The organism is Haemophilus haemolyticus (assembly GCF_001008205.1).
Classification (GTDB): Bacteria; Pseudomonadota; Gammaproteobacteria; order Enterobacterales; family Pasteurellaceae; genus Haemophilus; species Haemophilus haemolyticus_Q.
Genome location: NZ_LCTK01000006.1, coordinates 83,248 through 108,697, shown reverse-complemented (window position 1 = coordinate 108,697; position 25,450 = coordinate 83,248). Strand labels below are relative to the sequence as shown.

The following is a 25,450-nucleotide window of genomic DNA, read 5'->3' as shown; positions in this document are numbered from 1 at the left end:
ACCATATCTTTAGAGTATTCATTAATCTAGAAAATAAAGAGATGATGATTTCCCTTGAGTTCCCCTTTTTAAAGTTTCATAATGACCCTTCATTTTTATTTTTGATAGTTTTAAAGGTTATCTCAAATATCTCATTTTTAAACATTATCCCAGCTTAGGGAAGGCATTATGACTCAAACTGCAACTGAAAACCTATCAACTAAATCTGTATCAAATAAAACTAACCGTAAAAAAGGCTTAAGCATTTTTATTCTTCTCCTGCTTATTATTGGTATTGCTTGTGCTTTGTATTGGTTCTTCTTCTTGAAGGATTTTGAAGAAACAGAAGATGCTTATGTGGGGGGAAATCAAGTGATGGTATCATCACAAGTTGCGGGTAATGTAGCGAAGATTAATGCTGACAATATGGATAAAGTCCATGCAGGTGATATTCTAGTTGAATTGGATGATACGAATGCGAAATTTAGTTTCGAACAGGCCAAAAGCAATCTCGCCAATGCTGTACGTCAGGTAGAACAACTCGGTTTCACTGTGCAACAATTGCAGTCAGCTGTGCACGCCAATGAAATTTCTTTAGCTCAAGCTCAAGGCAATTTGGCGCGCCGAGTTCAACTTGAAAAAATGGGCGCGATTGATAAAGAATCTTTCCAACACGCAAAAGAAGCAGTTGAACTTTCCAAAGCAAATTTAAATTCTTCTAGAAATCAATTAGCGGCCAATCAGGCTTTATTGAGTAATGTTCCATTACGCCAACAACCGCAAATACAGAATGCAATGAGTTCACTCAAACAGGCTTGGTTGAATTTACAACGTACAAAAATTAGAAGTCCAATTGATGGTTATGTGGCGCGTCGTAATGCTCAGGTTGGGCAAGCCGTTTCAGTGGGCGGCGCATTAATGGCGGTGGTATCTAATGAGCAAATGTGGTTAGAAGCTAACTTCAAAGAAACCCAATTAACGAATATGCGTATTGGCCAGCCGGTGAAAATTCATTTTGATTTATATGGTAAAAATAAAGAATTTGATGGCGTGATAAATGGCATTGAAATGGGGACTGGCAATGCGTTTTCTCTTTTACCTTCACAAAATGCTACGGGTAACTGGATTAAGGTGGTGCAACGTGTACCTGTGCGAATTAAATTAGATCCACAACAATTTGTAGAAACACCATTGAGAATTGGCCTTTCTGCAACGGCAAAAGTAAGAATTGCAGATTTATCTGGTCCAATGTTGCGAGAAAAATCAGAACTGAAAACTTTATTTGCGACTGATACACTTAAATATGATGAAAGTGCGGTAGAAGATTTGATTGAATCTATCATTCAGCAAAACAGCCATTAAGGCGGCGTTATGGACAATTCCGCAAAAAAATTCCCACCTATTCAAGGTGGCGCCCTGATTTTATTGACGCTGGCTTTATCTCTCGCTACCTTTATGCAGGTATTAGATTCTACGATTGCAAATGTGGCGATTCCTACTATTGCAGGCGATCTTGGCGCATCTTTTAGTCAAGGGACGTGGGTAATTACTTCTTTTGGTGTAGCAAATGCGATTTCTATTCCAATAACAGGTTGGTTAGCAAAACGTTTTGGCGAAGTGCGGTTATTTTTAGTTTCAACTTTTTTATTTGTTGTCTCTTCTTGGCTTTGTGGGATTGCAGATAGTCTTGAAGCATTAATTATTTTTCGAGTCATTCAAGGTGCTGTCGCAGGCCCAGTGATTCCTCTTTCACAAAGTTTATTATTGAATAATTATCCACCAGAAAAACGTGGAATGGCATTGGCGTTTTGGTCAATGACTATTGTGGTTGCGCCTATTTTTGGCCCAATTTTAGGCGGATGGATTAGTGATAATATCCACTGGGGATGGATCTTCTTTATCAATATTCCGATTGGTTTATTAGTTGTGCTAATCAGCTGGAAGATTTTGGGTAGCCGAGAAAGTCAAATTGTTCATCAACCTATTGATAAAGTCGGTTTAGTCTTACTTGTCTTAGGTGTGGGATCTTTGCAATTAATGCTTGATCAAGGCCGTGAGCAAGATTGGTTTAGTTCTAATGAAATCATTATATTAGCTGTTGTTGCTGTCGTTTGTCTGATTGCCTTGATTATTTGGGAATTGACGGATGACAATCCTGTGGTTGATATGTCTCTTTTCCGTTCACGTAACTTTACTGTGGGCTGTTCATGTACCAGTTTGGCTTTTCTGATTTATCTTGGAACAGTAGTGCTTATTCCTCTCTTACTGCAACAAGTTTATCACTACACTGCGACTTGGGCGGGCTTAGCCGCTTCTCCTGTGGGATTATTCCCGATTTTGCTTTCACCGATTATTGGCCGCTTCGGTCATAAAATTGATATGCGAATTTTGCTTACTGTGAGTTTTGTAGTGTATGCGATTACTTTCTATTGGCGAGCGGTGACTTTCGAGCCATCAATGACATTTGCTGATGTGGCTTTACCACAATTAGTGCAAGGTTTAGCTGTGGCCTGTTTCTTTATGCCACTTACTACAATCACGCTGTCTGGCTTGCCTGCGCATAGAATGGCTTCAGCCTCTAGCTTATTTAACTTTTTGAGAACTTTAGCGGGTTCTGTAGGGACATCTTTAACCACATTTATGTGGTATAACCGTGAAGCTGTTCACCACACTCAATTAACAGAACACATTAATCCTTATAACCCAATTTCCCAAAGTTTTTACCATCAAATGAATCAATTTGGTTTAAGTGATACCCAAACTTCAGCTTACCTCGCTCAACAAATAACATCGCAAGGATTTATTATTGGCGCAAATGAAATATTTTGGTTATCAGCTATGGGATTCTTAGGATTGTTTATTGTGATTTGGTTTGCAAAACCACCTTTTGGCGGGCGTCATTAGTATCATATTATTCAAAATTTGAATGATTTAACTTCAAAATTTATCAATGTAAACATTGTTGAATTAAAAGAGAATTAGGAGTAGATTAGGTCAAATAATAATCATAAATATAAAGGATTATTTTTATGTTTACTAAGCCTTTCTACTACGCCCATTCCGCCCAAGACAAACTCGGCAATCTCTTACCTTACGAACACTGGCAAACCTTGCAAAGCCATTCGGTCAATGTTGGCGAAATGGCGGCGGAGTTTGCTCGGGTATTTGGTGCGCAGGAAATTGCCTGCCAGACGGGACAGCTTCATGACTTAGGGAAATATTCGGAAGCTTTTGACCAACGATTGCATGGTGCCCTATCAGTCGATCATGCTACCGCCGGAGCCAAAATTGCCGTTGAGCGTTGGGGAAATGTGATCGGCAAGCTGATGGCATTTTGCATTGCGGGGCATCATGCAGGGCTAGCCAACGGGAGCGGTGAAGGTGATAACCGCCGCACGTTAAAACAGCGTTTGGCGTTACAATTTGGCGCAGATATTCCCACCCTCGATAACCTGTGGCAACAAGAAATCAAGCTCCCTCAAAACTTATCCGCACCGCCACTCAAAGCCGACGCACATCATCCTTATTTCTCCTACGCCTTTTTCACCCGAATGCTCTATTCCTGCTTGGTGGATGCTGATTATCTAGACACCGAAGCCTTTTATCTAAAGCTAGAAAACAAAGCCGTCGAGCGCGGCGGCTATCCCGATCTAAACGCCTTACAACACAATTTCAATCAATTTATCAATGCTTTCAGACGACGTATCACCCAAGCTCCGGAGCAAACCGAAGCCGAAAAACGTAATGCTGCCTTAAACCGCCTGCGCAGCGAAATTCTGGAGCATGCCGTAGAACAAGCGGCACAAGCGCAAGGGCTGTTCACGCTCACCGTGCCGACCGGCGGCGGCAAAACCTTCACTTCCATGGCGTTCGCACTGGAACATGCCAAACGGCACGGTATGCGACGCGTGATTTACGTCATCCCGTTCACCAGCATCATCGAACAAAATGCTGCTGAATTCCGCAAAGCCTTTGGCGAATTGGGTGAGCAAGCCGTGTTGGAACACCACAGCACCTTCGACGATGGCAAACTGCAAAATAAGGCCACCAAAGACAAATTGCGCCTTGCCTCGGAAAACTGGGACGCGCCGATTGTCGTGACCACCGCCGTGCAATTCTTCGAATCCCTCTTTGCCGACCGCTCCTCGCGCTGCCGCAAGCTGCACAACATCACAGGCTCTGTCATCATTCTCGACGAAGCGCAAATGCTGCCGCTCAATCTTTTGCTGCCCATCATGCAAGCCATCAAAGAATTGGCGCAAAACTACCGCTGCAGCGTCGTCATGTGCACCGCCACCCAGCCAGCCGTGCAAGCCGAAAACGGCTTCTATCGCGGCTTTGAAAACGTGCGCGAAATAGCCCCAAAACCGACCGCACTTTTCGACAAACTGCGCCGTACCACCGTGCAACACATCGGCTCTCAAACCGACGCCGACCTGCTCGCCAAACTTGCCGAACACCTGCAAATGCTCGTCATCGTCAACAACCGCCGCCACGCCCACAGCTTGTACGACCAAGCCAAACACCTTGAGGGCACGTTCCACCTGACCACCTTAATGTGCGCCAAACACCGCAGCCAAAAACTCGATGAGATTCGAGGTCGTTTGAAAAACGGCGAACCCTGCCGCGTTATCGCCACCTCCTTAATTGAAGCCGGCGTTGATGTGGATTTTCCGCTGGTAATGCGCGCCGAAGCAGGTTTAGACAGCGTTGCCCAAGCCGCAGGACGCTGCAACCGCGAAGGCAAAAGGCCGTCTGAAAACAGCTTTGTATGGATATTTGCGCCCGAAGAACAATGGAAAGCCCCGCCCGAACTTGCCGCCCAAGCCGCCGTTATGCGCCTGACCGCCGACAGCTTTTCAGACGACCTCTTATCCACCCAAGCCGTCGCAGCCTATTTCGCCGAGCTTTATCAATTAAAAGGCAGCGAACTGGATAATAAAAAAATCCTGAAAATGCACAACGATACAGGGCAAAGCCTCGATTTCCCATTCCAAACCATCGCCGACAAATTCCGCATGATCGAAAGCCATATGCAGCCGCTGATTGTTCCGTTCGATGGTGAGGCCGAGAACCTCATCAGCAGCCTGCGCTACGCCGACCACATAGGCGGACTCTTACGCAAATTGCAACCCTACACCGTCCAAATCCCTGAAAGTGCCCTCGCCGCTTTATATAAAGCAGGGCGTATCGAACCGATTAACGAAAAAAACTTCGGCAAACAGTTTTATACGCTGATCGGGCTGGATTTGTATGATCAAGTGGCGGGGCTTTCTTGGGACGATACGGAGTTTTTGAAGGGGGAGAGTTTGGTGTTTTAAGTTTTTAATATAACTTCTTTAGAAGTTGAATGTTTAAAAATACAAGAGTAATATACTCAACAGTGTTACATTATTTATAACCTTAAGGAAAACTCTATGAATCAAGTTTTGTTAGATATTAAAGATGAATTGAATAATATTATTCAACAATTAGAAAGCTCCATCTCTAGTGAAGATGTATTAAATTATGCAAGAAATGGTTGGGCATATCCAGGAATAGCAAGAGAAGAGTTAGTTACTGAAGCACAAAAGGTAATTACTCTCATTGAGACCAAAGGAAATGATGAAATTAATGATGAGAATAATGTACTTTCCCGTTATGTAAAAGCTTTGGAATTTTTAAGAGCTAATACAATTCCTCAAATATGGGGAAATCCTCATGAAGCAGTTTCAGCCTACATAATCACGATAAACGCCTTAAGGACAGCCCTAGAACCTTTTTTGATTAAAGACGATAGTAAAGAGTTAGCTATTCGGTTAAAGAACCAAAGAAAAAGAGTCAGGAGTTTAGAGGCAACATTAAATGATCTTGAGCCTAGAACATCTCCGTTAAAGGATATGGTTTCCAGTATAGAACAAGCACATGAGACAGCAGAGCAATTACCTACAGATTTGGAATCGTTAAGGGAAGCCAGGAAGACTATAAGTCAATTAGTAACTGAATCTACTGCAGATAAAACGGCAGTTTCAAATACAAAAACAGAAATTGAAAAACTTCAAGCAGAATTAAAAGATGCTTCTCAAGAAGCCAAAGATATATTAGAAGAATGTAAAAGTACCTATGCTGCAGCTACAAGTGTGGGGTTAGCAGCGGCCTTTTCCGAACGCTCTGATAGTTTATCTACATCTATGTGGGTATGGGTTGGTGGATTGGTTTTATCGCTTAGTGCAGGTGGTTACTTTGGATCAGTTCAATTACAAAAGTTACTAGAGTTAATGGCACAGCAGGATATTTCTAGTTTAAGTATGTCTATCAATTTCATTATGGCAATTTTGTCAATTGGAGCACCAATATGGTTCTCTTGGTTGGCAACCAAACAAATTGGGCAACGGTTTAAATTATCGGAAGATTACGCCTTTAAAGCCTCTGTTTCTCGTGCTTATGAAGGTTTCCGTAAAGAAACTACGAGATTCGATAACGAAATGGAAGCTAAATTGCTTAGTTCTGCTCTAACTAGATTAGATGAATTGCCTTTACGCTTGGTTGAGGCTGAAAGTCATGGAAGTCCTTGGCATGAATTAGCTTCATCAAATATTGTTAAGCAAGCCATGTCTAAAATTCCAAGTTTTCCAGATAAAGTGAAAGAACTTGCAGGAAATGTCATGAGTGAGAGACAAGAGTCAATCAAGGTTAATCAGGGGAAAAATAAGAGCATACCCAGAAAAAATGATGATTCATCAGACGAAGACGATGTTTAATTGATAACAGAAAAGTGCGGTCAGTTTTTCCGTTGTTTTTTAGGTTATCTGAAAACTTTTCGCACTTAACCGTGCGTGGATTGAAACTAAAGTAGTTAGATTAGTCAGCTAATCCGCCCCTTCCTTGCGAAGGGGCGTGTGTACAACCAAAAGGAGAACCAAATGAACCAAATCCGCCTACACATTTGGGGCGATTATGCCTGTTTTACCCGTCCGGAGATGAAGGTGGAGCGGGTGTCTTATGATGTCATCACGCCATCGGCAGCGCGCGGGATTTTGGCGGCGGTGCATTGGAAGCCGGCGATTCGCTGGGTGATTGATAAGATTTATGTGTTAAAGCCGATTCGGTTTGAGTCGGTGCGGCGCAATGAGTTAGGCGGCAAGATTTCGGCGGGCAAGGTCAGCGGCGCGATGAAGCGCAAGAATGTTGCCGATTTATATACGCTGATTGAAGACGACCGCCAGCAGCGCGCGGCGACGGTGCTTAAAGATGTGGCTTATGTGATTGAAGCTCATGCGGTGCTGACGGCAAAAGCGGGGGCGGATGAGACCGTTACCAAGCATATTGAGATGTTTAAACGCCGTGCCAAAAAGGGGCAATGCTTTCAGCAGCCTTGTTTGGGCGTGCGTGAATTTCCTGCCGATTTTGCGTTGATTGATGAAGGCGAGCCGCTGCCGCTGCCGCTGCCGGCATTATCGGAAAGCGAGACAAACCGCGATTTGGGCTGGATGCTGCACGATATTGATTTTGACCACGGCAACACGCCGCATTTTTTCCGCGCAGAAATGAAAGACGGGGTGATTGATGTGCCGCCGTTTTACGCCGAGGAGGTGAAAGCATGATTCTTGCGTCCCTTGCCCGCTATTACCGCCGTTTGGCAGCGGAAACCGATGAAATGGGCAATCCGAAAGTGCCGCCTTATGGCTTTAGCGAGGAGAAAATTAGCTGGATTTTGGTGTTGGATAAAGAAGGTCGTCTGAAAACCGCTGTGCCGAATCTGACTGCCGATAAAAAGCCGCAGCCGAAGCTGATGAGCGTGCCGCGCCCTGAAAAACGCACGTCGGGTATCAAACCGAATTTTTTGTGGGATAAAACCGCCTACGCGCTTGGCGTGGAAGCCAATAAAAACAAAGCCGAAGCGAAAGAAAAACCCTTTACGTCTTCTGAAAAAACTTTTGACGCCTTTAAGCAATACCATCTCGATTTACTGCAAAACAGCGAAGATGAAGGCTTGCAAGCCTTGTGCCGTTTTCTGCAAAACTGGCAGCCTGATAATTTCGCTACTGAAAATCTGCCTGCCGAAATGCTTGATGCCAATATTGCATTTTCTTTTGAAAAAACGACCGCTTGTATTCATAAACGAGAAGCCGCACAGGCTATATGGGCTAACTGTCTGAAAAGTGATGAGGCTGAAGAAGGCTTGTGCCTGATTAGCGGCGACACCGCCCCGATTGCTCGGCTGCATCCGGCGATTAAAGGCGTATTTGGCGGGCAAAGCTCCGGCGGTTCGATTATTTCGTTCAACAAAGAAGCCTTTGCCTCTTTTGGTAAAGAGCAAGGCGCAAATGCGCCCGTTTCCGAACAATCCGCCTTTGCCTACACCACCGCGCTGAACTATCTGTTGCGTCGCGAAAATAATCACTGCCTGACCATCGGCGATGCCAGCACGGTCTTTTGGGCGGAAGCGGATGATAACGCCACGGCGCAGGCTGCCGAGGGCTTCTTCGCGCACGTGTTCACGCCGCCGGATGATGAACAAGAAAGTGCCAAAATTTTCAACGTATTGGAACAAATCGGCAAAGGTCGTCCGCTGCAAGAAATTGCGCCCGAACTCTCTCCCAATACCCGTTTTTATATCTTAGGGCTTGCCCCCAATGCCGCGCGGATTTCTGTTCGCTTTTGGCTGGACACCACGTTTGGGCAGTTGGCGGAAAATTTGGCGCAGCATTGGCAAGATTTAGCCCTTGAGCCGTGCGCGTGGAAAACACCGCCGTCTATTTGGCGACTTTTATTGCAAACTGCCGTGCTGGGCAAAAGCGAAAACATCTCACCCGTGTTGGCAGGCGAAATGACCCGCGCCGTGATTTGTGGTACGCCGTATCCCTTGAGTTTGCTGTCGCAACTGATTGCCCGAATCCGCGCCGATGGCGACGTGAACGGTCTGCGCGTGGCAATGATGAAAGCCGTATTAGAGCGGCGTTTTAGAAAAGGTTTTATCGAAGAAGGAGTTCCTATGAGTTTGAACAATGAAAGTCCGAATCGCGCCTATCTTTTAGGGCGGCTGTTTGCCGTGTTGGAGCGCATTCAATATCAGGCGTTGGGTGAATTAAATGCCGGCATTGCCGACCGCTATTACGGCTCGGCATCCGCCGTGCCGTTTTCGGTTTTTCCGCGCCTTTTGTCGGGTGCAAAACACCATTTGTCGCGCTTGCGTAAAGACAAAGCCGGTATGGCGGTGAATTTGGATAAAGATTTGGGCGAAATCATTGCCAAACTGCCCGAAACCTTTCCGCGCCATTTGAGCATTGACGAACAAGGCCGTTTCGCCATCGGCTATTACCATCAAAAACAAAGCTATTTTGCTAAAAAAGAAACCGCTGAAACCATTGAAAACTAAGGAGCCAGAAAATGTCTGCCATTCAAAACCGCTATGAATTTGTTTACTTTTTTGACGTAACCAACGGCAACCCCAACGGCGATCCCGATGCGGGCAATATGCCGCGTCTCGATCCCGAATCCAGCAAAGGCTTGGTAACCGATGTCTGCCTGAAACGAAAAATCCGTAATTTTGTCGAAATCAGCAGCGAAAACGAAGCCGGTTACGAAATCTACGTCAAAGAAAAGAGCGTGTTAAACCTGCAAAACAAACGTGCTTATGAAGCACTTGGCATTGAATCGGAAGCCAAAAAACTGCCAAAAGACGAAGCCAAAGCCCGCGACATTACCGCGTGGATGTGTAAAAACTTCTTCGATATTCGCACCTTCGGCGCCGTGATGACCACCGAAGTCAACAGCGGACAAGTGCGCGGCCCGGTGCAACTGGCGTTCGCCCAATCCATCGACCCGATTGTGCCGCTGGAAGTTTCCATCACCCGCATGGCGGTAACCAATGAAAAAGACTTGGAAAAAGAACGCACCATGGGGCGCAAATACATCGTCCCTTACGCGCTTTACCGCGTGCACGGCTTTATCTCCGCCAACCTTGCCGCCAAAACCGGTTTTTCAGACGACGACTTGGCCAAACTCTGGCAAGCCCTGCAACTGATGTTTGAACACGACCGCTCCGCCGCCCGTGGCGAAATGGCGGCGCGCAAACTGATTGTTTTCAAACACGACAGCGCACTCGGCAGCCAGCCTGCACATAAATTGTTTGATGCCGTGAAAGTCGAACGCGTAAACGGCGAATCAGGTACGCCGGCAAGCGGTTTTGGCGATTACAACATCAGTGTGGTTTCAGACGGCTTAAATGGCGTGAGTGTGGAAGAGCTGCTTTAAAAAAAACACTTAAAAAGATGACCGCACTTTTAACCAAAACCCAAGGGGAAAATCAGGACACGCGCCTGATTCCCCTTTCCGCCCTACAACACTACGCCTTCTGCCCGCGCCAATGCGCCTTGATCCACAACGAGCAGGCGTGGGCGGAGAACTATTTGACCGCGCAGGGCAAGGCGCTGCATGAGCGGGTGGATTCGGGCGAGCCGGAAACGCGCAAGGGCGTGCGCTTTGAGCGGACGGTGCATGTGTCGGCGGAGAAACTGGGCATTAGCGGCGTGTTGGATTTGGTGGAAGTGGAAACGAAAACAGGTCGTCTGAAACCCGTGGAATACAAACGCGGCAAGCCCAAACCCGACCCGATGGACGAAATCCAACTTTGTGCCCAAGGCTTGTGTTTGGAAGAAATGACGGGGCAAACCGTTTCAGAGGGCGCGCTGTGGTATATGCAAACCCGCCACCGCGTCCCTGTCGTGTTTTCAGACGACCTGCGCACCCAAACACTCGCCACCATCGCTGCCGTCCGTGAATTACTGGAAAGCGGACAAACCCCGCCGCCCAACTACGGCAAACGCTGCAAGGCCTGCTCACTGGTGGAAATTTGCCAGCCGGAGCTGTTGGGGAAACGGGATAGGAGTTTGGGGTATGTGGCGGGGTTGTTTGGTAAATGCTTTTAATTTATTAGTATTTTTAGGAGAATATATGAAAATATTTTTCGTTATTGTTTGGTTGCTTTTGGCTTTTATTACAAATATTTTTGATAAGTCTTTTTTGGGATTGAATCCTAATAGCTGGTCCATGATATTTAGTGCTTTGTCGTTATTATTTGGAGCTAGTTACATGAGAGATAGATTTGTTAAAAATAATATAAGTGCTAATTTAAATGGAGATAATATACAAAATATTCAAAATTCTGGAAAAATTAACGGCAACATAAATATTAATCAAATAAATAAAAAGGATTGAAAAATGGTTTTGGGAAAAAATTTAACATTATCTCAGGGTGAAAATTCTGTATCTTTACAAAATCAAGGGGAAATCACAGGTAATGTAAATATTGGGCTTTCATTTTCTGAAATTCAAGATCTATTTGAGAAACTATTTTCTGCTAAGTTGCCTAGCTTGATAGCAGATGCAAGATCTGAATCATATAAAGCCATTGCAGATTTCGCATTTAAATTCCATGAAAAGCTAAATTCAACTGTAGATGAGGCTGTAAGTGGTCGCATTGATGAAGAAATGGAGAAAAGATTTGCTTCTTCTGAAGTACAAAGTTTAATTAGTGAGATGGTTAACCAAGTTGGGACAAAGAATGATATTTCATTAAATGAGGTATTGGCAAATTTGTTAATGGATAAACTAAGTAGTAATAATAATGATTATTTAATCAATCAAGCTATATCATATTTAAAATACTTAAACAAGGATCAGGTGTTTTTCTTGTGTTTCATCAAATGCCTTAGAAAGCCTCTTTATGTTTCGGTTCAGCATGATGATGGGGAGTTTTATAGTAATTTTTTTGACGTTTATCAACAGATTGTTAGTAATGTTAATTCAATAGAATCTCAAACTGATTTAATGCAACAGGCAAAAGAACTTTACAAGAAATATATAAACGGTATTTCAAAATTCTTTATGGAGAATATTTCTTCTCCTGTAAACATTGATTTACTCGCTTTGAATAATATGGTTTTTTCTGATAAATCTTATAAGATTAATACGTTAAAACTTTTGGGTGATTCTCTAGGCGTAAATGATTATAAAACAGAAAATATAAAAACTGACTTCCCTGATTTTATTGAGTTTATTGAATTTATGAAAATAGACGCTTCTGAACTTGACGAGTTAATTAAGCCATTAACTCCATTTGGAGAATGCATTGCAGAAAATTGCAATATAAAAATTGATTAAAAATCGTAGTGTGTATTTGGGCATGTATATTGATGGATTATTTGCTTTTTATTTCAAGCTATCTACAGGTCTGATTTTTTAGACAGCCTAAATTGACAAGCCGGTTCAAAACAAAACTGCAGTCAAACCCCAAGGAGTTCCCCATGCGCAAACTGCAAAACACGCTCTACATCACTACCCAAGGCAGCTATTTGCATAAGGAGCGGGAGACGCTGGTGGTGGAGCAGGAGCATAAGAAGGTGGCGCAGTTGCCGGTGCATTCCATCGGGCATATTTTCTGTTTTGGGAATGTGTTGGTGTCGCCGTTTTTGCTGAGGTTTTGCGGCGAAAATAATGTGAATTTGGCGTTTTTTACCGAAAACGGGCGTTATTTGGGGCGGCTTCAGGGGCGGCAGAGCGGCAATGTGCTGTTGCGTCGGGCGCAGTATCGGGTGTCGGAGCAAAATCCCGTGCCGATTGCGCGCAATATCATTGCGGCGAAGATTCAGGCGAGTAAGCGGGTGCTTCAGCGGCAGATTCGCAATTACGGCGAGAATACGGCGATTCAAAGTGCGGTCGATTCTTTAAACATTTCTCTGCGGCAGTTGAAGGGCGCGGCGGATCTGGACGTGGTGCGCGGCATTGAGGGCGATGCGGCGGCGCGTTATTTCGGCGTATTCTGGCAGCTTTTGAGCGAGAAAAGCGGCTTTACTTTTGACGGGCGCAACCGCCGTCCGCCCAGAGACGGGGTGAATGCGCTGTTGTCGTTTGTTTACAGCATCTTGGGCAAGGACATCAGTGGCGCGCTGCAAGGTGTGGGGCTCGATCCGCAGGTGGGTTTTCTGCACGCCGACCGACCGGGGCGCGATAGTTTGGCGCAAGATATTTTGGAAGAATTCCGCGCGTGGTGGGCAGACAGGCTGGTGTTGTCGCTGATTAACCGCGGGCAAATCAAACCGCAGGATTTTGTTACCGAGGCAAGCGGCGCGGTGAGCCTGAAAGCCGATGCGCGTAAGCTCTTGTTTCAAGCCTTGCAGGCGAAAAAGCAGGAGAAAATCGTTCATCCGTTTTTGGATGAAGAAGTGGAAATCGGTTTGCTGCCGTATATTCAGGCCATGCTGTTGGCGCGGCACTTACGCGGAGATTTGGCAGAATATCCGCCGTTTTTGATGAGATAAACTATGTTAATGCTGATTACTTACGACATTTCTTTTGACGATCCAAATGGGCAAGCACGATTGCGCCGCATTGCAAAACATTGCTTAGATTACGGCGTGCGGGCGCAATATTCGGTATTTGAATGTGATGTCACGCCTGACCAGTGGGTCATATTGAAAAACAAACTGTTGGAAACCTACGACCCTACATGTGACAGTCTGCGTTTTTATCATTTGGGCAGTAAGTGGCGTAATAAAGTGGAACATCATGGGGCAAAACCGGCAGTGGATGTATTTAAAGACGTGCTTATCATTTAGTTCGCTAACCTGTTGTTCTCATTAAAACCCTGATGGGATAGCGATCCTTATTTTCTTTAACAATTTGGATGAATTAATCTATTTGTATAACGGCGGTATGGCCGTTATACTGACTAAACTCCTTATCATAAAATCAGTTAGCGAAATACAGTGTTTAATACGCTGATTTTTCTTGCTTTTTTAGGTAGGGAGCAGCCGCCTTCGCGCGGCTGTGTGTTGAAACACAATGGTAATCCAGCAACAGGCGAACAAGGCACGCAGCCGCCTTCGCGCGGCTGTGTGTTGAAACTAAAATTTTAGGCACGTTATTAAGACTTGGTAACTCGCAGCCGCCTTCGCGCGGCTGTGTGTTGAAACCTCAACACGCCAGAGGGGGCGAACTGGGATAGAGGCAGCCGCCTTCGCGCGGCTGTGTGTTGAAACTATCGAGAGGGAATAGATGTCATTTTAAACCCGATGCAGCCGCCTTCGCGCGGCTGTGTGTTGAAACAATCGAATTGGTACAAACCAGGATGCAAATAGATGGCAGCCGCCTTCGCGCGGCTGTGTGTTGAAACATTATATTCAGCACCCTCTTTCCCAAGCAATTCATGCAGCCGCCTTCGCGCGGCTGTGTGTTGAAACAAAAAAGGCGCGAAAACGGGAAGGCTTTTTCCTTGCAGCCATCTTCGGGTGGCTGTGTGTTGAAACTGTAATCACAATCAAATTACCGTTATTAATACGGGCAGCTGCGTATTTAAGTAGGATGAAAGAAGACAAATGACAATGTCAGTAAATGGATAACTTAACATTTAAATACAAAAGAGCGGTCAAAATATAATGATTTTTGGCCGCTCTTGTTTATATGATTTTAATTCAACTAATTTAAAATATTAACCTGCTCTAAAAACTCATCTTCTGTTAATACTGTAATATTTAGTTCCTGCGCTTTGGCTAGTTTAGAGCCAGCGGCGTCGCCTGCGATGACAAAGTCCGTTTTGCTGGAAACAGAGCCACTTACTTTTGCGCCTAGCTGCTGTAGTAATGCTTTTGCTTCGTTGCGACCCATTTGAGTGAGGGTGCCAGTGAGGACGACGGTTTTATCTTTGAATAAGTTTTCACTGGCTTCTTTTACTTCCACAGTTTCCCAATGTACGCCTTGTGCGATTAAATCATCAACAACGGCAACATTATGCGCTTCACGCCAGAATACAAAAATTCTGTTTGCCACGACTTCACCTACATCAGGTACTTGTTGAAGTTCTTCAAGATCAGCGGCTTTAAGCGCATCTAAAGTTTTGAAGTGATTAGCAAGATTCAATGCAGTGGCCTCACCTACTTCACGAATACCTAAAGCAAAAATAAAGCGAGCAAGAGTCGTACTTTTGGCTTTCTCAAGACTATTGAGAGCGTTTTCTGCAGATTTTTCTCCCATTCTTTCTAAGCGTGTGAGCGTAGTTAAATCAAGTTTAAATAAGTCCGCAGGTGTATGAATAAGTTCTCTATCGACTAATTGCTCTATTAATTTTCCGCCTACGCCATCAATATCCATTGCTTTACGAGAGACGAAATGTTTTAACGCCTCTTTGCGTTGTGCTGCACAGAATAGTCCTCCCGTACAGCGAGCCACCGCTTCGCCTTCAATACGAATAATTTGAGAGTCGCACACAGGGCAATTTGTTGGGAAAATAATTGGTTTAGCATTATCAGGGCGACGTTCGTGTAATACTCCTATAATTTGTGGAATCACATCGCCTGCTCGACGAATGACAACAGTATCGCGAATAGCAATATTTAAGCGTTCAATTTCATCACCATTGTGTAAGGTGGCATTGCTTACTGTAACACCTGCAACAAATACTGGTTCTAATTTAGCGACTGGTGTGATTGCGCCCGTTCGGCCAACTTGGAATTCAACATCATTCAGCACGGTTAATTCTTCTTGGGCGGGGAACTTATAAGCAATCGCCCAACGAGGTGCTTTAGAAATAAATCCTAGCTTATTTTGTAAGGCTATATCATTGATTTTTAATACCGTTCCATCAATGTCATAACCCAGCGAGCTTCGTTTATTCTGAATATCTCGGTAAAAATCTAAAACTTCATTCGTACCATTACATAAACGAATTTCTGAATTCACTGGAATACCGATAGATTTTAGCCATTGCAAACGAGCATAATGATTACTTGGTAGTTCAACACCTTCAGCAATCCCAATACCATAAGCATTTAATACCAATGGGCGTTTACTTGTAATATTAGGATCAAGTTGACGTAAAGAGCCTGCCGCTGCATTACGAGGGTTAGCAAAGGTTTTTTCACCATGTTCTAGTGCATATTCATTTAAACGCTCAAATCCTGCGTGTGGCATAAATACTTCGCCCCGCACTTCTAAACGTGCTGGAGGATTGTCTGTTAGAAGTTGTAATGGAATATTACGAATGGTACGGATATTAGCTGTAATATCTTCGCCTGTGGTGCCATCGCCACGAGTAGCAGCTTGGGTAAGAATGCCATTTACATACAAAATGCTCACGGCTAAACCATCAAGTTTAGGTTCACAACAGAAGGTAAGTGGTTTAGGCAATACGATTAAACGATCTTCAATGCGTTTTACAAAGGCTTTGAATTCTTCATCGGAAAAAGCATTATCCAAAGAGAGCATGGGAATTTCATGACGAATTTGGCTAAACCCAGAAAGTGGTTTTGCTCCAACACGTTGAGTTGGGGAATCTGAAGTAAGAAATTCAGGATGTTCTAGCTCTAATGCTTTTAGCTGATGAAAGAGACGATCATATTCGCTATCAGGCACGGTTGGATTATCTAGAACGTGATATTCGTATTCATATTGGCGCAAGGTTTTGCGTAGATTGTCTATTTGAGTTTGAATATTTGTCATAAAATTCTCGGGGAAAAATGACCGCACTTTTTGTCTGTTTAGAGTGAAAATAGACAGGCATAAAGCCTGTCTCAATAAAGATAAAAGTGCGGTAAATTTAAGGTATGAATTTACACGCGAGCAAGATATGCTTGCTCTGCATTTTCATCAAAGATTTCTTGTTCTTCAGTAAGAACGATGCCTTGTAAATCTTCGGCTAATGTATGCGCAGCGCGGATCATCATTCGTAAATTGGCGAGATTATTACCTGGTGATGGCAGTTGCATAAAGAATACGATTCCCACAGTGCTAAAATCTACTAAATTGTAAGCATCGAATGTTCCCGGTTGCTCTAAATTGGCCACGCTAAAGAGAACTGGACTTGCCACACTTAAGTCTAAGTGGCGGTGATACATTTCATCCTCACCCAAGATAAACCCTAAGTTTTCAAGTGCTTGTACTAATTTCGCACCGTTAAATTGGTCGCTAGATTTTGGAATAAGATAAAGTTGAATATAGCCAGTTGTTTGTTTATGTTTAGTTGTGGTTTCTGCTTTTGGTTCATTAAAAGATACGTTGTAGTCCACTTGACGTTCTTCATGATCTAATTCCGCAAGTTGCGCTCTTAATTCTGGTGATGATGAATTAATTCCGTCGAAACTAGCATTTTGGCTTTGTTCTTCAATTTGTTCTAATGTCATATTCGCAACGCTATTTGGTGTCGGCATATCATATTGTGGTTGAGTCGGCTTTAACGGCTCAGAACGATGATTTCCCATATCATAAACAGGTTGAACATTTGGAATCGAAATCTTAATGTCATCGACGCTTTTTTCACTTTGTCTATAATCGACAGGTTCTTGAATCACAGCAGAATTAGGCATGACTTGATGACGAATTGGTGCATTTGCTTGCGCTGTAGTGACGTGAGACAAATTAGCATTTGTTGGTTGCATTTCTTCTTGCGTGTGGGATCTTTGCACATGAGAAGTGCGGTCAAATTTATTAGCTTTATCAAAATATTTTGATTTCTCACGACGATTTGACCATAATCCGTGCACGATTAAGGCAACAAGTGCCAAAATGCCCACAATAATCAAAATTGTATTTAAATCCATCTTTATTCCTTACGCGTGCTAGTCCAGCGAGAATGCTATTAATGGCGCTAATCCTACCATATTTCAGTAGGTGAAAAAATACTTCAATGCGTGGAATTTTAAGGGAAAAGAGCGGTCTGTTTTAGGCGTATTTTTATTGAAAGGAAAGAAAAATGTTGAATCCTAATGAATTAAAATCTGGTTTCCATTATTTTGTAATGGGCTGGCATTACATTACACAAAAAGGTTTGCGTCGGTTTGTTATTATTCCAATTTTGCTCAATACTGTTTTGCTCTGTGGTTTGTTTTGGCTTTTTATTAGTCAAATCACCAGTGCGATTGATTGGGTGATGAATTTTATTCCAGACTGGCTTAGTTTTCTCAGTGTAATTTTACTGACACTTTCGATCTTAACAATTTTATTGCTCTTTTATTTTACCTTCACCACACTTTCTGGCTTTATTGCCGCACCTTTTAATGGCTTGCTAGCGGAAAAAGTAGAAAAAATGCTGACAGGTGAAAATATTAATGATGATAGTCTTGTTGATGTAATGAGAGATGTGCCTCGTATGCTTGCTCGAGAATGGCAAAAATTACGTTATAGCCTACCAAAAATTGTCGCCTTGTTTTTACTGAGTTTTATTCCTTTGGTTGGGCAAACCATCGTACCAGTACTAACTTTCTTGTTCACTTGTTGGATGATGGCAATTCAATACTGTGATTATCCTTTTGATAATCATAAAGTCTCTTTTGATATCATGAAAAATGCGCTTGGCAATCAACGAACTCAAAGTTTAACTTTTGGTGGATTAGTAACTTGTTGCACATTTGTGCCTGTGATTAATTTATTAATTATGCCTGTTGCAGTATGTGGTGCGACGGTGATGTGGGTGGAAAATTATCGTAATGACTTACGTTTTAATATGAATAGACCTTCCTCCGCTCAAACAGGGATTGAAGTGCGTTCAGAAAATACAGGGATTGTTAAATAGCTTGCGGTTATAAAATAGATCAAATAACTATTTTTTTAATCAAAAGTGCGGTGCTATAAATAAACTAACATTAACGAAGTCCAACGAAAGGAAAATATTATGACAATTTATGCAGACAATTCTTATTCTATCGGAAATACGCCACTTGTGCGTTTAAAACACTTTGGTCACAATGGCAATGTGGTCGTGAAAATTGAGGGGCGTAACCCAAGCTACAGCGTAAAATGCCGTATTGGAGCGAATATGGTGTGGCAAGCAGAAAAAGATGGCACGCTCACGAAAGGAAAAGAAATTGTAGATGCAACGAGCGGTAACACTGGTATTGCTTTGGCTTATGTTGCTGCCGCTAGAGGTTATAAAATCACGCTCACCATGCCGGAAACAATGAGCCTAGAAAGAAAACGTTTATTGCGCGGATTGGGTGTGAATTTAGTGCTTACCGAAGGCGCAAAAGGAATGAAAGGCGCGATTGCGAAAGCAGAAGAAATTGTTGCTTCTGATCCAAGCCGTTATGTCATGCTTAAACAATTTGAAAATCCAGCTAACCCACAAATTCATCGAGAAACAACAGGCCCTGAAATTTGGAAAGATACAGATGGTAAAGTCGATGTTATTGTTGCTGGAGTAGGAACAGGCGGAACGATTACGGGTATTTCTCGCGCGATTAAATTAGATTTTGGTAAACAAATCACTTCTGTTGCCGTTGAACCAGTGGAATCACCTGTCATTACTCAAACTTTAGCGGGCGAAGAAGTAAAACCAGGCCCACACAAAATTCAAGGCATTGGTGCTGGTTTTATTCCTAAAAATTTAGATTTATCTATTATTGATCGCGTAGAAACTGTTGATAGCGATACCGCACTTGCTACAGCTCGTCGCTTAATGGCGGAAGAAGGCATTCTTGCAGGTATTTCATCTGGCGCAGCTGTCGCAGCTGCAGATCGCCTAGCTAAATTACCAGAATTTGCTGATAAACTCATTGTCGTTATTTTGCCTTCAGCTTCAGAGCGCTATTTAAGCACAGCACTATTTGAAGGGATTGAGGGATAAATAAAAAAGAATAAAGTGCGGTGAATTTTCACCGCATTTTTGTATTTGGTATATCTGAAAACAAAAAAGCCTAGCGTTTGCTAGGCTTTTTCAATATTGATTATTTTGCGCAGTTGCAGTGTGCTGTTTTTTGTTCAAAACGTTCTGCGACGAAATCCCAGTTTACCACGTTCCAGAATTCTTTAATGTAGTCTGGACGACGGTTTTGGAATTTTAAGTAGTAAGCGTGTTCCCAAACGTCTAAACCTAAAAGTGGGAAACCTTCACAACCTGCCACTTCTTTACCCATTAATGGGTTATCTTGGTTTGCTGTTGATACAACGGCTAATTTACCTTCAGCAGTTAATACTAACCACGCCCAACCTGAACCGAAACGAGTTGCTGCTGCTTTTTCAAATTCTGCTTTAAATGCATCTACAGAACCGAAATCACGTTCGATAGCATCTTTTAATGCGCCCTGTAAGGTGGTACCTTTTTTCAAACCTTTCCAGAATAAGCTGTGGTTTGCATGACCACCTGCGTTATTGCGTAATACGCCACGTTTTTCTGCAGGGATTTTGTCAAGGTTAGAAACTAATTGACCTGGGCACATTTCCACTAATTCAGCCGGTAAACCTTCTAATGCTGCGTTTGCATTGTTTACGTACGCTTGGTGGTGTTTGCTGTGGTGGATTTCCATTGTTTGCGCATCGAAATGTGGTTCTAATGCATCGTAGGCGTAGCCTAATTCAGGTAGAGTGTAAGCCATAATTTATTCCTTCTATGTAATAAAGACAAATTTCGTTGAGGGTTTTGGTCTATAACCAAAAGTGGGCAAATAATAGCAAAAATTTTGATTTAGATCATTAAATGTTTTTCCTTTTACATTAATAGACGAATTTATTAAACCTTGTTTTAAATCAATAAACCTATCGATCTACACCTAAAGAGTTATCTGTTTTGGGGGGGTAAAATCTCGTCAAATATTTCTCTTGTGATAGAATACCGCCACTTTTTATTTTCCCTTTGCAATTATGTTTGAACCACACAAGTTATCTCTGCAAAATTTATCCTGCCAACGTGGTGAGCGAGCGCTTTTTTGTGCTTTGACTTGCGATTTTAATAGCGGTGATTTTGTGCAAATTGAAGGGCATAACGGCATAGGTAAAACCAGTTTATTGCGTATTCTTGCTGGTTTAGCTCAACCTTTAGAAGGCGAAGTGCGGTGGGATGCTGAAGCAATTTCTAAACAACGTGAGCAGTATCATCAGAATTTGCTTTATTTAGGTCATCTTTCGGGCGTAAAACCAGAGTTAACTGCATGGGAAAATTTGCAGTTTTATCAACGAATTAGTCAAGCTGAACAAAATACTGACATTTTGTGGGATTTGCTTGAGAAAGTGGGATTGTTAGGCCGTGAAGATTTGCCTGCCGCACAACTTTCTGCTGGGCAACAAAAGCGTATCGCGTTAGGTCGTTTATGGCTGTCTCAAGCACCCTTATGGATTTTAGATGAGCCCTTTACTGCGATTGATAAAAAAGGCGTGGAAATTCTAACCGCACTTTTTGATGAGCATGCGCAACGAGGTGGTATTGTGTTGTTGACTAGCCACCAAGAAGTGCCAAGTTCTCATCTGCAAAAATTGAATTTAGCGGCTTATAAAGCGGAATAACTTAATGATTTTTTTAGAGATAATTAAACGCGAACTTCAAATTGCGATGCGCAAAAATGCGGAAATTTTAAATCCGCTATGGTTCTTTTTGCTTGTGATTACTTTGTTTCCGCTTGTTATTGGGCCGGATCCTAAATTACTTTCCCGTATCGCACCGGGTATTGCATGGGTAGCCGCATTACTTTCAGCATTGCTTTCTTTTGAACGTTTGTTTCGTGATGATTTTATTGATGGTTCTCTTGAACAATTAATGTTAACCGCACAGCCTTTGCCGATGACGGCTCTGGCTAAAGTCGTTGCACATTGGTTGCTCACTGGTTTACCACTTATTTTGCTATCACCTATTGCCGCTTTGTTGCTTTCTCTTGAGGTCAATATTTGGTGGGCACTGGTTTTGACATTGTTACTGGGCACTCCTGTATTGAGTTGTATTGGTGCTATTGGCGTGGCTTTAACGGTGGGATTGCGAAAAGGTGGCGTGTTGTTGAGTTTGCTTGTTGTTCCGTTGTTTATTCCTGTTTTAATTTTTGCGTCATCAGTATTAGAGGCTGCAGGATTAAATGTGCCTTATGGGGGACAACTGGCGATTTTAGGTGCAATGATGGTTGGCGCTGTAACGCTTTCGCCTTTTGCCATCGCAGCGGCACTGCGAATTAGTTTAGATAATTAATTTCATTCCACCGTATAAAAGTGCAGTGGTTTTTCTCTTTAATTTTTAAGGATTTTTTATGTGGAAGTGGCTACATCCTTATGCAAAACCCGAAACTCAATATCGTATCTGCGGTAAATTGAGTCCGTTATTTGCATTTTTAACGCTTATTTTACTCGGAGTTGGCATTGTATGGGGCTTAGCATTCGCTCCAGCAGATTACCAACAAGGTAATAGTTTCCGAATTATGTATGTACATGTGCCGACAGCGATTTGGTCAATGGGTGTGTACGGTTCAATGGCGATTGCAGCTGTGGTTGCCCTTGTGTGGCAAATTAAGCAAGCTCATCTCGCAATGATTGCAATGGCGCCAATTGGTGCATTGTTTACTTTTTTATCGCTTGTTACGGGCGCAATTTGGGGTAAACCAATGTGGGGCACTTGGTGGGTGTGGGATGCTCGCTTAACTGCAGAATTGATTTTATTCTTTCTTTATCTTGGTATCTTAGCGCTTTATTCTGCTTTTTCAGATCGTAACGTAGGAGCAAAAGCGGCTGGGATTTTATGTATTACAACGGTCGTGATTTTACCGATTATTCATTTTTCGGTGGAATGGTGGAACACGTTACATCAAGGTGCGAGTATCACGAAACTGGAAAAACCATCCATTGCAATTCCAATGTTGGTTCCATTAATTTTGTGTATCTTCGGTTTTTTAACCTTGTATATTTGGCTTACTTTAGTGCGTTATCGCGTGGAATTATTGAAAGAAGATGCGAAACGTCCTTGGGTTAAAGCATTGGCTCAAACACTGAAATAAAGTGCGGTTAGTTTTTTAGCGATTTTTTATAAGGAATATTTTATGTTTTTCCAGACTTGGAGTGATTTTTTTAATATGGGTGGCTACGGTTTTTACGTATGGTTATCCTATGCAGTAAGTTTAGTGGCAGTTATTGCCTTAATTGTTCAAAGTGTAAAACAACGCAAGACAGTGTTACAAAATGTATTGCGTGAACAACAACGCGAAGAACGTTTACAACAAGTAAATAAAGGGAACACACTATGAATCCAAGACGTAAATCCAGATTTAAATTAGTCATTTTTGTTGTGCTTGGCATTGCTATTGCAAGTGGATTGATGCTGTATGCGTTACGTCAAAATATCGACTTGTTTTATACGCCATCTGAAGTGATTCAAGGCAAGGATAATAACCCGAATCAAAAACCTGAAGTGGGGCAGCGTATTCGTGTTGGCGGTATGGTGGTTGAAGGGACGGTAGTGCGCGATCCAAAAAGCTTAAAAGTGCGCTTCGATTTAAATGATATTGGCCCAGCGATCACTGTTGAATATGAAGGCATTTTGCCGGATCTTTTCCGTGAAGGACAAGGTATCGTGGCTCAAGGCGTATTAACTCAGCCAACTGTTTTAACCGCGACAGAAGTATTGGCTAAACACGATGAGAATTATGTGCCACCAGAATTAGGTGAAAAAATGCAAAAAGTGCATAAACCAATGGGGATTGGTGATGCAGATTTAAAAGGCGAAAGCACACGTGATCGTCAAGAAAAAGAAGGCGCAAAATGATTGCTGAATTAGGAAATTATGCGCTGGCTTTAAGTTTAGCCGTATCGCTTATGTTGGCGATTTTCCCTTTGTGGGGGGCAGAAAAGAGCAATGCACAATTAATGGCATTAGCTCGCCCAATGACTTATGGTTTATTTGCAAGCCTAAGCGTCGCTTTTGCTGCATTATTTTATTTATTCGCAGTAAATGATTTTAGTGTGCAGTATGTGGTGAATAACTCTAATACGGCTTTACCTATTTATTATCGTTTGTCTGCCGTATGGGGTTCTCATGAAGGTTCTTTATTACTGTGGATCTGGTTACTGGCCGTTTGGTCATCTGCCGTTGCTTTATTGAGTAAACATTTACCCCAAGAAGCAGTTGCTCGCGTGCTTGGTATTATGGGGATTATTAGCGTCGGTTTTGTGTTGTTCGTCTTGTTCACCTCAAATCCTTTTACGCGTACTTTCCCTGATTTCCCAGTGGACGGAAAAGAGCTCAATCCAATGTTGCAAGATGTGGGCTTAATTTTCCACCCTCCATTACTTTATATGGGCTATGTTGGTTTTTCGGTGGCGTTTGCGTTTGCGATTGCATCCTTAATGACCGGAAAATTAGATTCAGCTTGGGCGCGTTGGTCACGTCCTTGGACACTTGCTGCTTGGGTGTTTTTAACTTTAGGTATCGTACTCGGTTCTTGGTGGGCTTATTATGAGCTTGGCTGGGGCGGCTGGTGGTTCTGGGATCCAGTGGAAAACTCCTCTTTTATGCCTTGGCTTGCTGGCACTGCATTGATTCACTCCCTTTCTGTGACAGAAAAACGTGGTTCTTTCAAAGCTTGGACGGTATTACTTGCGATTTTAGCCTTTTCACTTTGTCTGCTCGGCACGTTCTTAGTTCGTTCTGGTATCTTAGTTTCAGTTCACGCATTTGCATCGGATCCAACTCGTGGTTTGTATATTTTGGCTTACCTTGTTGTGGTGATTGGCGGTTCGCTTGCGCTCTATGCGTATAAAGGTAGTCAAATTCGTTCTCGTGATAATGCAGAACGCTATTCACGTGAAAGTATGTTGTTATTAAATAATATCTTATTAATGACCGCACTTTGCGTTGTATTCTTAGGAACGTTGTTACCACTCGTTCATAAACAACTTGGTTTAGGTTCTATTTCTATTGGTGCGCCATTCTTTGATCAAATGTTCTTAATTATTATGACACCATTTGCATTATTGCTTGGTATTGGACCTTTGGTGAAATGGCGTAGAGACCAATTTTCTGCAATTCGTACGCCTGTTGTTATTAGCGTATTTGTTATGGTGATTGCAGGTTTTGCATTACCTTACTTCTTGCAAGATAAAATTACCGTAAGTTCGGTGCTTGGCTCAATGATGACTGTAATTATCGCGTTACTTGCGCTTTATGAATTGCAACAACGTGCGACGCATCGTGAACCATTTTTTGTGGGCGTACGAAAACTATCTCGTTCTCATTGGGGAATGATGTTAGCTCACTTAGGCGTAGCAATGACTGTTTGGGGTATCGCATTTAGCCAAAACTTCAGCGTAGAACGTGATGTTCGAATGAAAGTCGGCGAAAGTGCACAAATTGGTCGTTACGATTTTAAATTCGCCGGAGTGACGGATGCGAATGGTCCAAATTATGTTGGTGGAAAAGCGCAAATTGATATTTCGAAAGATGGGCAACCAAAGGCAAGTTTATTTGCAGAAAAACGTTTTTACACAGTAAGTCGGATGTCTATGACGGAAGCCGCCATTGCCGGTGGTTTAACTCGTGACCTTTATGTGGCACTTGGTGAAAAACTTGAGGACAATTCTTGGGCGTTACGCTTATATTACAAGCCATTTATTCGCTGGATTTGGATTGGCGGCTTATTTATGGCGTTAGGTGGATTGTTGTGTATGTTCGATCGACGCTATCGATTTAACGCTTTATTGAAAAAATAATATGACGGCGCACCTTGATTAAGGTGTGCCTTAACTTTTAATTAGCTTG

23 protein-coding genes and 1 CRISPR repeat array are annotated in these 25,450 nt (G+C 42.9%); of the genes, 20 read left to right on the top strand and 3 right to left on the bottom strand.

The window, feature by feature from the left end:
- The first annotated feature begins 168 nt into the window (after window positions 1-168).
- From AAX18_RS01840 to cas2, 12 genes are all read left to right on the top strand, one after another.
- The gene (locus tag AAX18_RS01840) at window positions 169-1,341 is read left to right on the top strand and encodes an EmrA/EmrK family multidrug efflux transporter periplasmic adaptor subunit (protein WP_046952765.1); all 1,173 of its coding nucleotides are present in this window, start codon (window positions 169-171) and stop codon (window positions 1,339-1,341) included.
- 9 nt (window positions 1,342-1,350) lie between these two features.
- A complete protein-coding gene (locus AAX18_RS01835; protein WP_046952764.1) occupies window positions 1,351-2,883 on the top strand; it encodes a DHA2 family efflux MFS transporter permease subunit in 1,533 nt (510 codons plus the stop codon).
- A 125-nt stretch (window positions 2,884-3,008) separates the two neighbouring features.
- Window positions 3,009-5,300: a CRISPR-associated helicase/endonuclease Cas3 gene (locus tag AAX18_RS01830; RefSeq protein ID WP_046952763.1), complete on the top strand. Its 2,292-nt coding sequence runs from the start codon at window positions 3,009-3,011 to the stop codon at window positions 5,298-5,300.
- A 96-nt stretch (window positions 5,301-5,396) separates the two neighbouring features.
- Complete coding sequence (locus tag AAX18_RS01825) at window positions 5,397-6,719, top strand: AAA family ATPase (protein WP_046952762.1); 1,323 nt, start codon at window positions 5,397-5,399, stop codon at window positions 6,717-6,719.
- 162 nt (window positions 6,720-6,881) lie between these two features.
- Window positions 6,882-7,562, top strand: coding sequence for a type I-C CRISPR-associated protein Cas5c (cas5c, locus tag AAX18_RS01820; RefSeq protein WP_046952761.1), 681 nt, complete (start codon window positions 6,882-6,884; stop codon window positions 7,560-7,562).
- Window positions 7,559-9,337 carry a type I-C CRISPR-associated protein Cas8c/Csd1 gene (gene cas8c, locus AAX18_RS01815; RefSeq protein WP_046952760.1) on the top strand — a complete coding sequence of 593 codons (1,779 nt, stop codon included), beginning with the start codon at window positions 7,559-7,561 and terminating at the stop codon, window positions 9,335-9,337. The genes cas5c and cas8c overlap by 4 nt, the downstream gene beginning before the upstream one ends.
- Before the next feature lie 11 nt (window positions 9,338-9,348).
- Window positions 9,349-10,215: a type I-C CRISPR-associated protein Cas7/Csd2 gene (gene cas7c, locus AAX18_RS01810; protein ID WP_046952759.1), complete on the top strand. Its 867-nt coding sequence runs from the start codon at window positions 9,349-9,351 to the stop codon at window positions 10,213-10,215.
- Between the two features lie 17 nt (window positions 10,216-10,232).
- Window positions 10,233-10,889, top strand: coding sequence for a CRISPR-associated protein Cas4 (cas4, locus tag AAX18_RS01805; protein WP_046952758.1), 657 nt, complete (start codon window positions 10,233-10,235; stop codon window positions 10,887-10,889).
- A 25-nt stretch (window positions 10,890-10,914) separates the two neighbouring features.
- Complete coding sequence (locus tag AAX18_RS01800) at window positions 10,915-11,178, top strand: hypothetical protein (RefSeq protein WP_046952757.1); 264 nt, start codon at window positions 10,915-10,917, stop codon at window positions 11,176-11,178.
- 3 nt (window positions 11,179-11,181) lie between these two features.
- Window positions 11,182-12,123, top strand: a complete 942-nt coding sequence (locus AAX18_RS01795) for an LPO_1073/Vpar_1526 family protein (RefSeq protein ID WP_046952756.1) — start codon at window positions 11,182-11,184, stop codon at window positions 12,121-12,123.
- Between the two features lie 143 nt (window positions 12,124-12,266).
- Complete coding sequence (gene cas1c, locus AAX18_RS01790) at window positions 12,267-13,280, top strand: type I-C CRISPR-associated endonuclease Cas1c (RefSeq protein WP_046952755.1); 1,014 nt, start codon at window positions 12,267-12,269, stop codon at window positions 13,278-13,280.
- 3 nt (window positions 13,281-13,283) lie between these two features.
- Entirely contained in the window at window positions 13,284-13,577 is a 294-nt protein-coding gene (cas2, locus tag AAX18_RS01785) for a CRISPR-associated endonuclease Cas2 (RefSeq protein WP_046952754.1), read from the top strand.
- Between the two features lie 191 nt (window positions 13,578-13,768).
- Window positions 13,769-14,267: direct repeats of the CRISPR family, unit length 32 nt; unit sequence GCAGCCGCCTTCGCGCGGCTGTGTGTTGAAAC.
- 169 nt (window positions 14,268-14,436) lie between these two features.
- Here cas2 and ligA read toward each other — a convergent pair.
- Entirely contained in the window at window positions 14,437-16,455 is a 2,019-nt protein-coding gene (ligA, locus tag AAX18_RS01780) for an NAD-dependent DNA ligase LigA (RefSeq protein ID WP_046952753.1), read from the bottom strand.
- A 110-nt stretch (window positions 16,456-16,565) separates the two neighbouring features.
- On the bottom strand, window positions 16,566-17,552 hold the full coding sequence (gene zipA, locus AAX18_RS01775) for a cell division protein ZipA (RefSeq protein WP_046952752.1): 987 nt from the start codon (window positions 17,550-17,552) through the stop codon (window positions 16,566-16,568).
- 152 nt (window positions 17,553-17,704) lie between these two features.
- On the opposite strand from zipA, the gene cysZ reads away from it, so the two are divergent.
- Together cysZ and cysK are read left to right on the top strand one after the other, a co-directional pair.
- Window positions 17,705-18,523 carry a sulfate transporter CysZ gene (gene cysZ / locus AAX18_RS01770; protein ID WP_046952751.1) on the top strand — a complete coding sequence of 273 codons (819 nt, stop codon included), beginning with the start codon at window positions 17,705-17,707 and terminating at the stop codon, window positions 18,521-18,523.
- A 99-nt stretch (window positions 18,524-18,622) separates the two neighbouring features.
- On the top strand, window positions 18,623-19,573 hold the full coding sequence (cysK, locus tag AAX18_RS01765; RefSeq protein ID WP_046952750.1) for a cysteine synthase A: 951 nt from the start codon (window positions 18,623-18,625) through the stop codon (window positions 19,571-19,573).
- A 100-nt stretch (window positions 19,574-19,673) separates the two neighbouring features.
- Here cysK and sodA read toward each other — a convergent pair whose 3' ends face one another.
- Window positions 19,674-20,321 (bottom strand): superoxide dismutase [Mn], encoded by a 648-nt coding sequence (gene sodA, locus AAX18_RS01760; RefSeq protein WP_046952749.1) that lies wholly within the window; start codon window positions 20,319-20,321, stop codon window positions 19,674-19,676.
- Window positions 20,322-20,586: 265 nt separating this feature from the next.
- Here sodA and ccmA point away from each other — a divergent pair, with 265 nt between their 5' ends.
- Genes ccmA through AAX18_RS01730 form a run of 6 tightly spaced genes read left to right on the top strand, consistent with a single transcriptional unit; the run spans window position 20,587 to window position 25,401 of the window.
- Entirely contained in the window at window positions 20,587-21,225 is a 639-nt protein-coding gene (ccmA, locus tag AAX18_RS01755) for a cytochrome c biogenesis heme-transporting ATPase CcmA (protein ID WP_046952748.1), read from the top strand.
- 4 nt (window positions 21,226-21,229) lie between these two features.
- The gene (ccmB, locus tag AAX18_RS01750) at window positions 21,230-21,895 is read left to right on the top strand and encodes a heme exporter protein CcmB (RefSeq protein WP_005637214.1); all 666 of its coding nucleotides are present in this window, start codon (window positions 21,230-21,232) and stop codon (window positions 21,893-21,895) included.
- Between the two features lie 58 nt (window positions 21,896-21,953).
- Window positions 21,954-22,694, top strand: coding sequence for a heme ABC transporter permease (locus AAX18_RS01745; RefSeq protein WP_005634316.1), 741 nt, complete (start codon window positions 21,954-21,956; stop codon window positions 22,692-22,694).
- Window positions 22,695-22,736: 42 nt separating this feature from the next.
- Complete coding sequence (ccmD, locus tag AAX18_RS01740) at window positions 22,737-22,940, top strand: heme exporter protein CcmD (protein WP_046952747.1); 204 nt, start codon at window positions 22,737-22,739, stop codon at window positions 22,938-22,940.
- Entirely contained in the window at window positions 22,937-23,458 is a 522-nt protein-coding gene (gene ccmE, locus AAX18_RS01735; RefSeq protein ID WP_005631161.1) for a cytochrome c maturation protein CcmE, read from the top strand. Before ccmD ends, ccmE begins: the two co-directional genes overlap by 4 nt.
- Entirely contained in the window at window positions 23,455-25,401 is a 1,947-nt protein-coding gene (locus tag AAX18_RS01730; protein WP_046952746.1) for a heme lyase CcmF/NrfE family subunit, read from the top strand. The genes ccmE and AAX18_RS01730 overlap by 4 nt, the downstream gene beginning before the upstream one ends.
- Window positions 25,402-25,450 lie beyond the last annotated feature (49 nt).

Coding starts and splice junctions, on each gene's coding strand:
- AAX18_RS01840 (WP_046952765.1), top strand. CDS start 169: ATGACTCAAACTGCAACTGAAAACCTATCAACTAAATCTGTATCAAAT.
- AAX18_RS01835 (WP_046952764.1), top strand. CDS start 1,351: ATGGACAATTCCGCAAAAAAATTCCCACCTATTCAAGGTGGCGCCCTG.
- AAX18_RS01830 (WP_046952763.1), top strand. CDS start 3,009: ATGTTTACTAAGCCTTTCTACTACGCCCATTCCGCCCAAGACAAACTC.
- AAX18_RS01825 (WP_046952762.1), top strand. CDS start 5,397: ATGAATCAAGTTTTGTTAGATATTAAAGATGAATTGAATAATATTATT.
- cas5c (WP_046952761.1), top strand. CDS start 6,882: ATGAACCAAATCCGCCTACACATTTGGGGCGATTATGCCTGTTTTACC.
- cas8c (WP_046952760.1), top strand. CDS start 7,559: ATGATTCTTGCGTCCCTTGCCCGCTATTACCGCCGTTTGGCAGCGGAA.
- cas7c (WP_046952759.1), top strand. CDS start 9,349: ATGTCTGCCATTCAAAACCGCTATGAATTTGTTTACTTTTTTGACGTA.
- cas4 (WP_046952758.1), top strand. CDS start 10,233: ATGACCGCACTTTTAACCAAAACCCAAGGGGAAAATCAGGACACGCGC.
- AAX18_RS01800 (WP_046952757.1), top strand. CDS start 10,915: ATGAAAATATTTTTCGTTATTGTTTGGTTGCTTTTGGCTTTTATTACA.
- AAX18_RS01795 (WP_046952756.1), top strand. CDS start 11,182: ATGGTTTTGGGAAAAAATTTAACATTATCTCAGGGTGAAAATTCTGTA.
- cas1c (WP_046952755.1), top strand. CDS start 12,267: ATGCGCAAACTGCAAAACACGCTCTACATCACTACCCAAGGCAGCTAT.
- cas2 (WP_046952754.1), top strand. CDS start 13,284: ATGTTAATGCTGATTACTTACGACATTTCTTTTGACGATCCAAATGGG.
- ligA (WP_046952753.1), bottom strand. CDS start 16,455: ATGACAAATATTCAAACTCAAATAGACAATCTACGCAAAACCTTGCGC.
- zipA (WP_046952752.1), bottom strand. CDS start 17,552: ATGGATTTAAATACAATTTTGATTATTGTGGGCATTTTGGCACTTGTT.
- cysZ (WP_046952751.1), top strand. CDS start 17,705: ATGTTGAATCCTAATGAATTAAAATCTGGTTTCCATTATTTTGTAATG.
- cysK (WP_046952750.1), top strand. CDS start 18,623: ATGACAATTTATGCAGACAATTCTTATTCTATCGGAAATACGCCACTT.
- sodA (WP_046952749.1), bottom strand. CDS start 20,321: ATGGCTTACACTCTACCTGAATTAGGCTACGCCTACGATGCATTAGAA.
- ccmA (WP_046952748.1), top strand. CDS start 20,587: ATGTTTGAACCACACAAGTTATCTCTGCAAAATTTATCCTGCCAACGT.
- ccmB (WP_005637214.1), top strand. CDS start 21,230: ATGATTTTTTTAGAGATAATTAAACGCGAACTTCAAATTGCGATGCGC.
- AAX18_RS01745 (WP_005634316.1), top strand. CDS start 21,954: ATGTGGAAGTGGCTACATCCTTATGCAAAACCCGAAACTCAATATCGT.
- ccmD (WP_046952747.1), top strand. CDS start 22,737: ATGTTTTTCCAGACTTGGAGTGATTTTTTTAATATGGGTGGCTACGGT.
- ccmE (WP_005631161.1), top strand. CDS start 22,937: ATGAATCCAAGACGTAAATCCAGATTTAAATTAGTCATTTTTGTTGTG.
- AAX18_RS01730 (WP_046952746.1), top strand. CDS start 23,455: ATGATTGCTGAATTAGGAAATTATGCGCTGGCTTTAAGTTTAGCCGTA.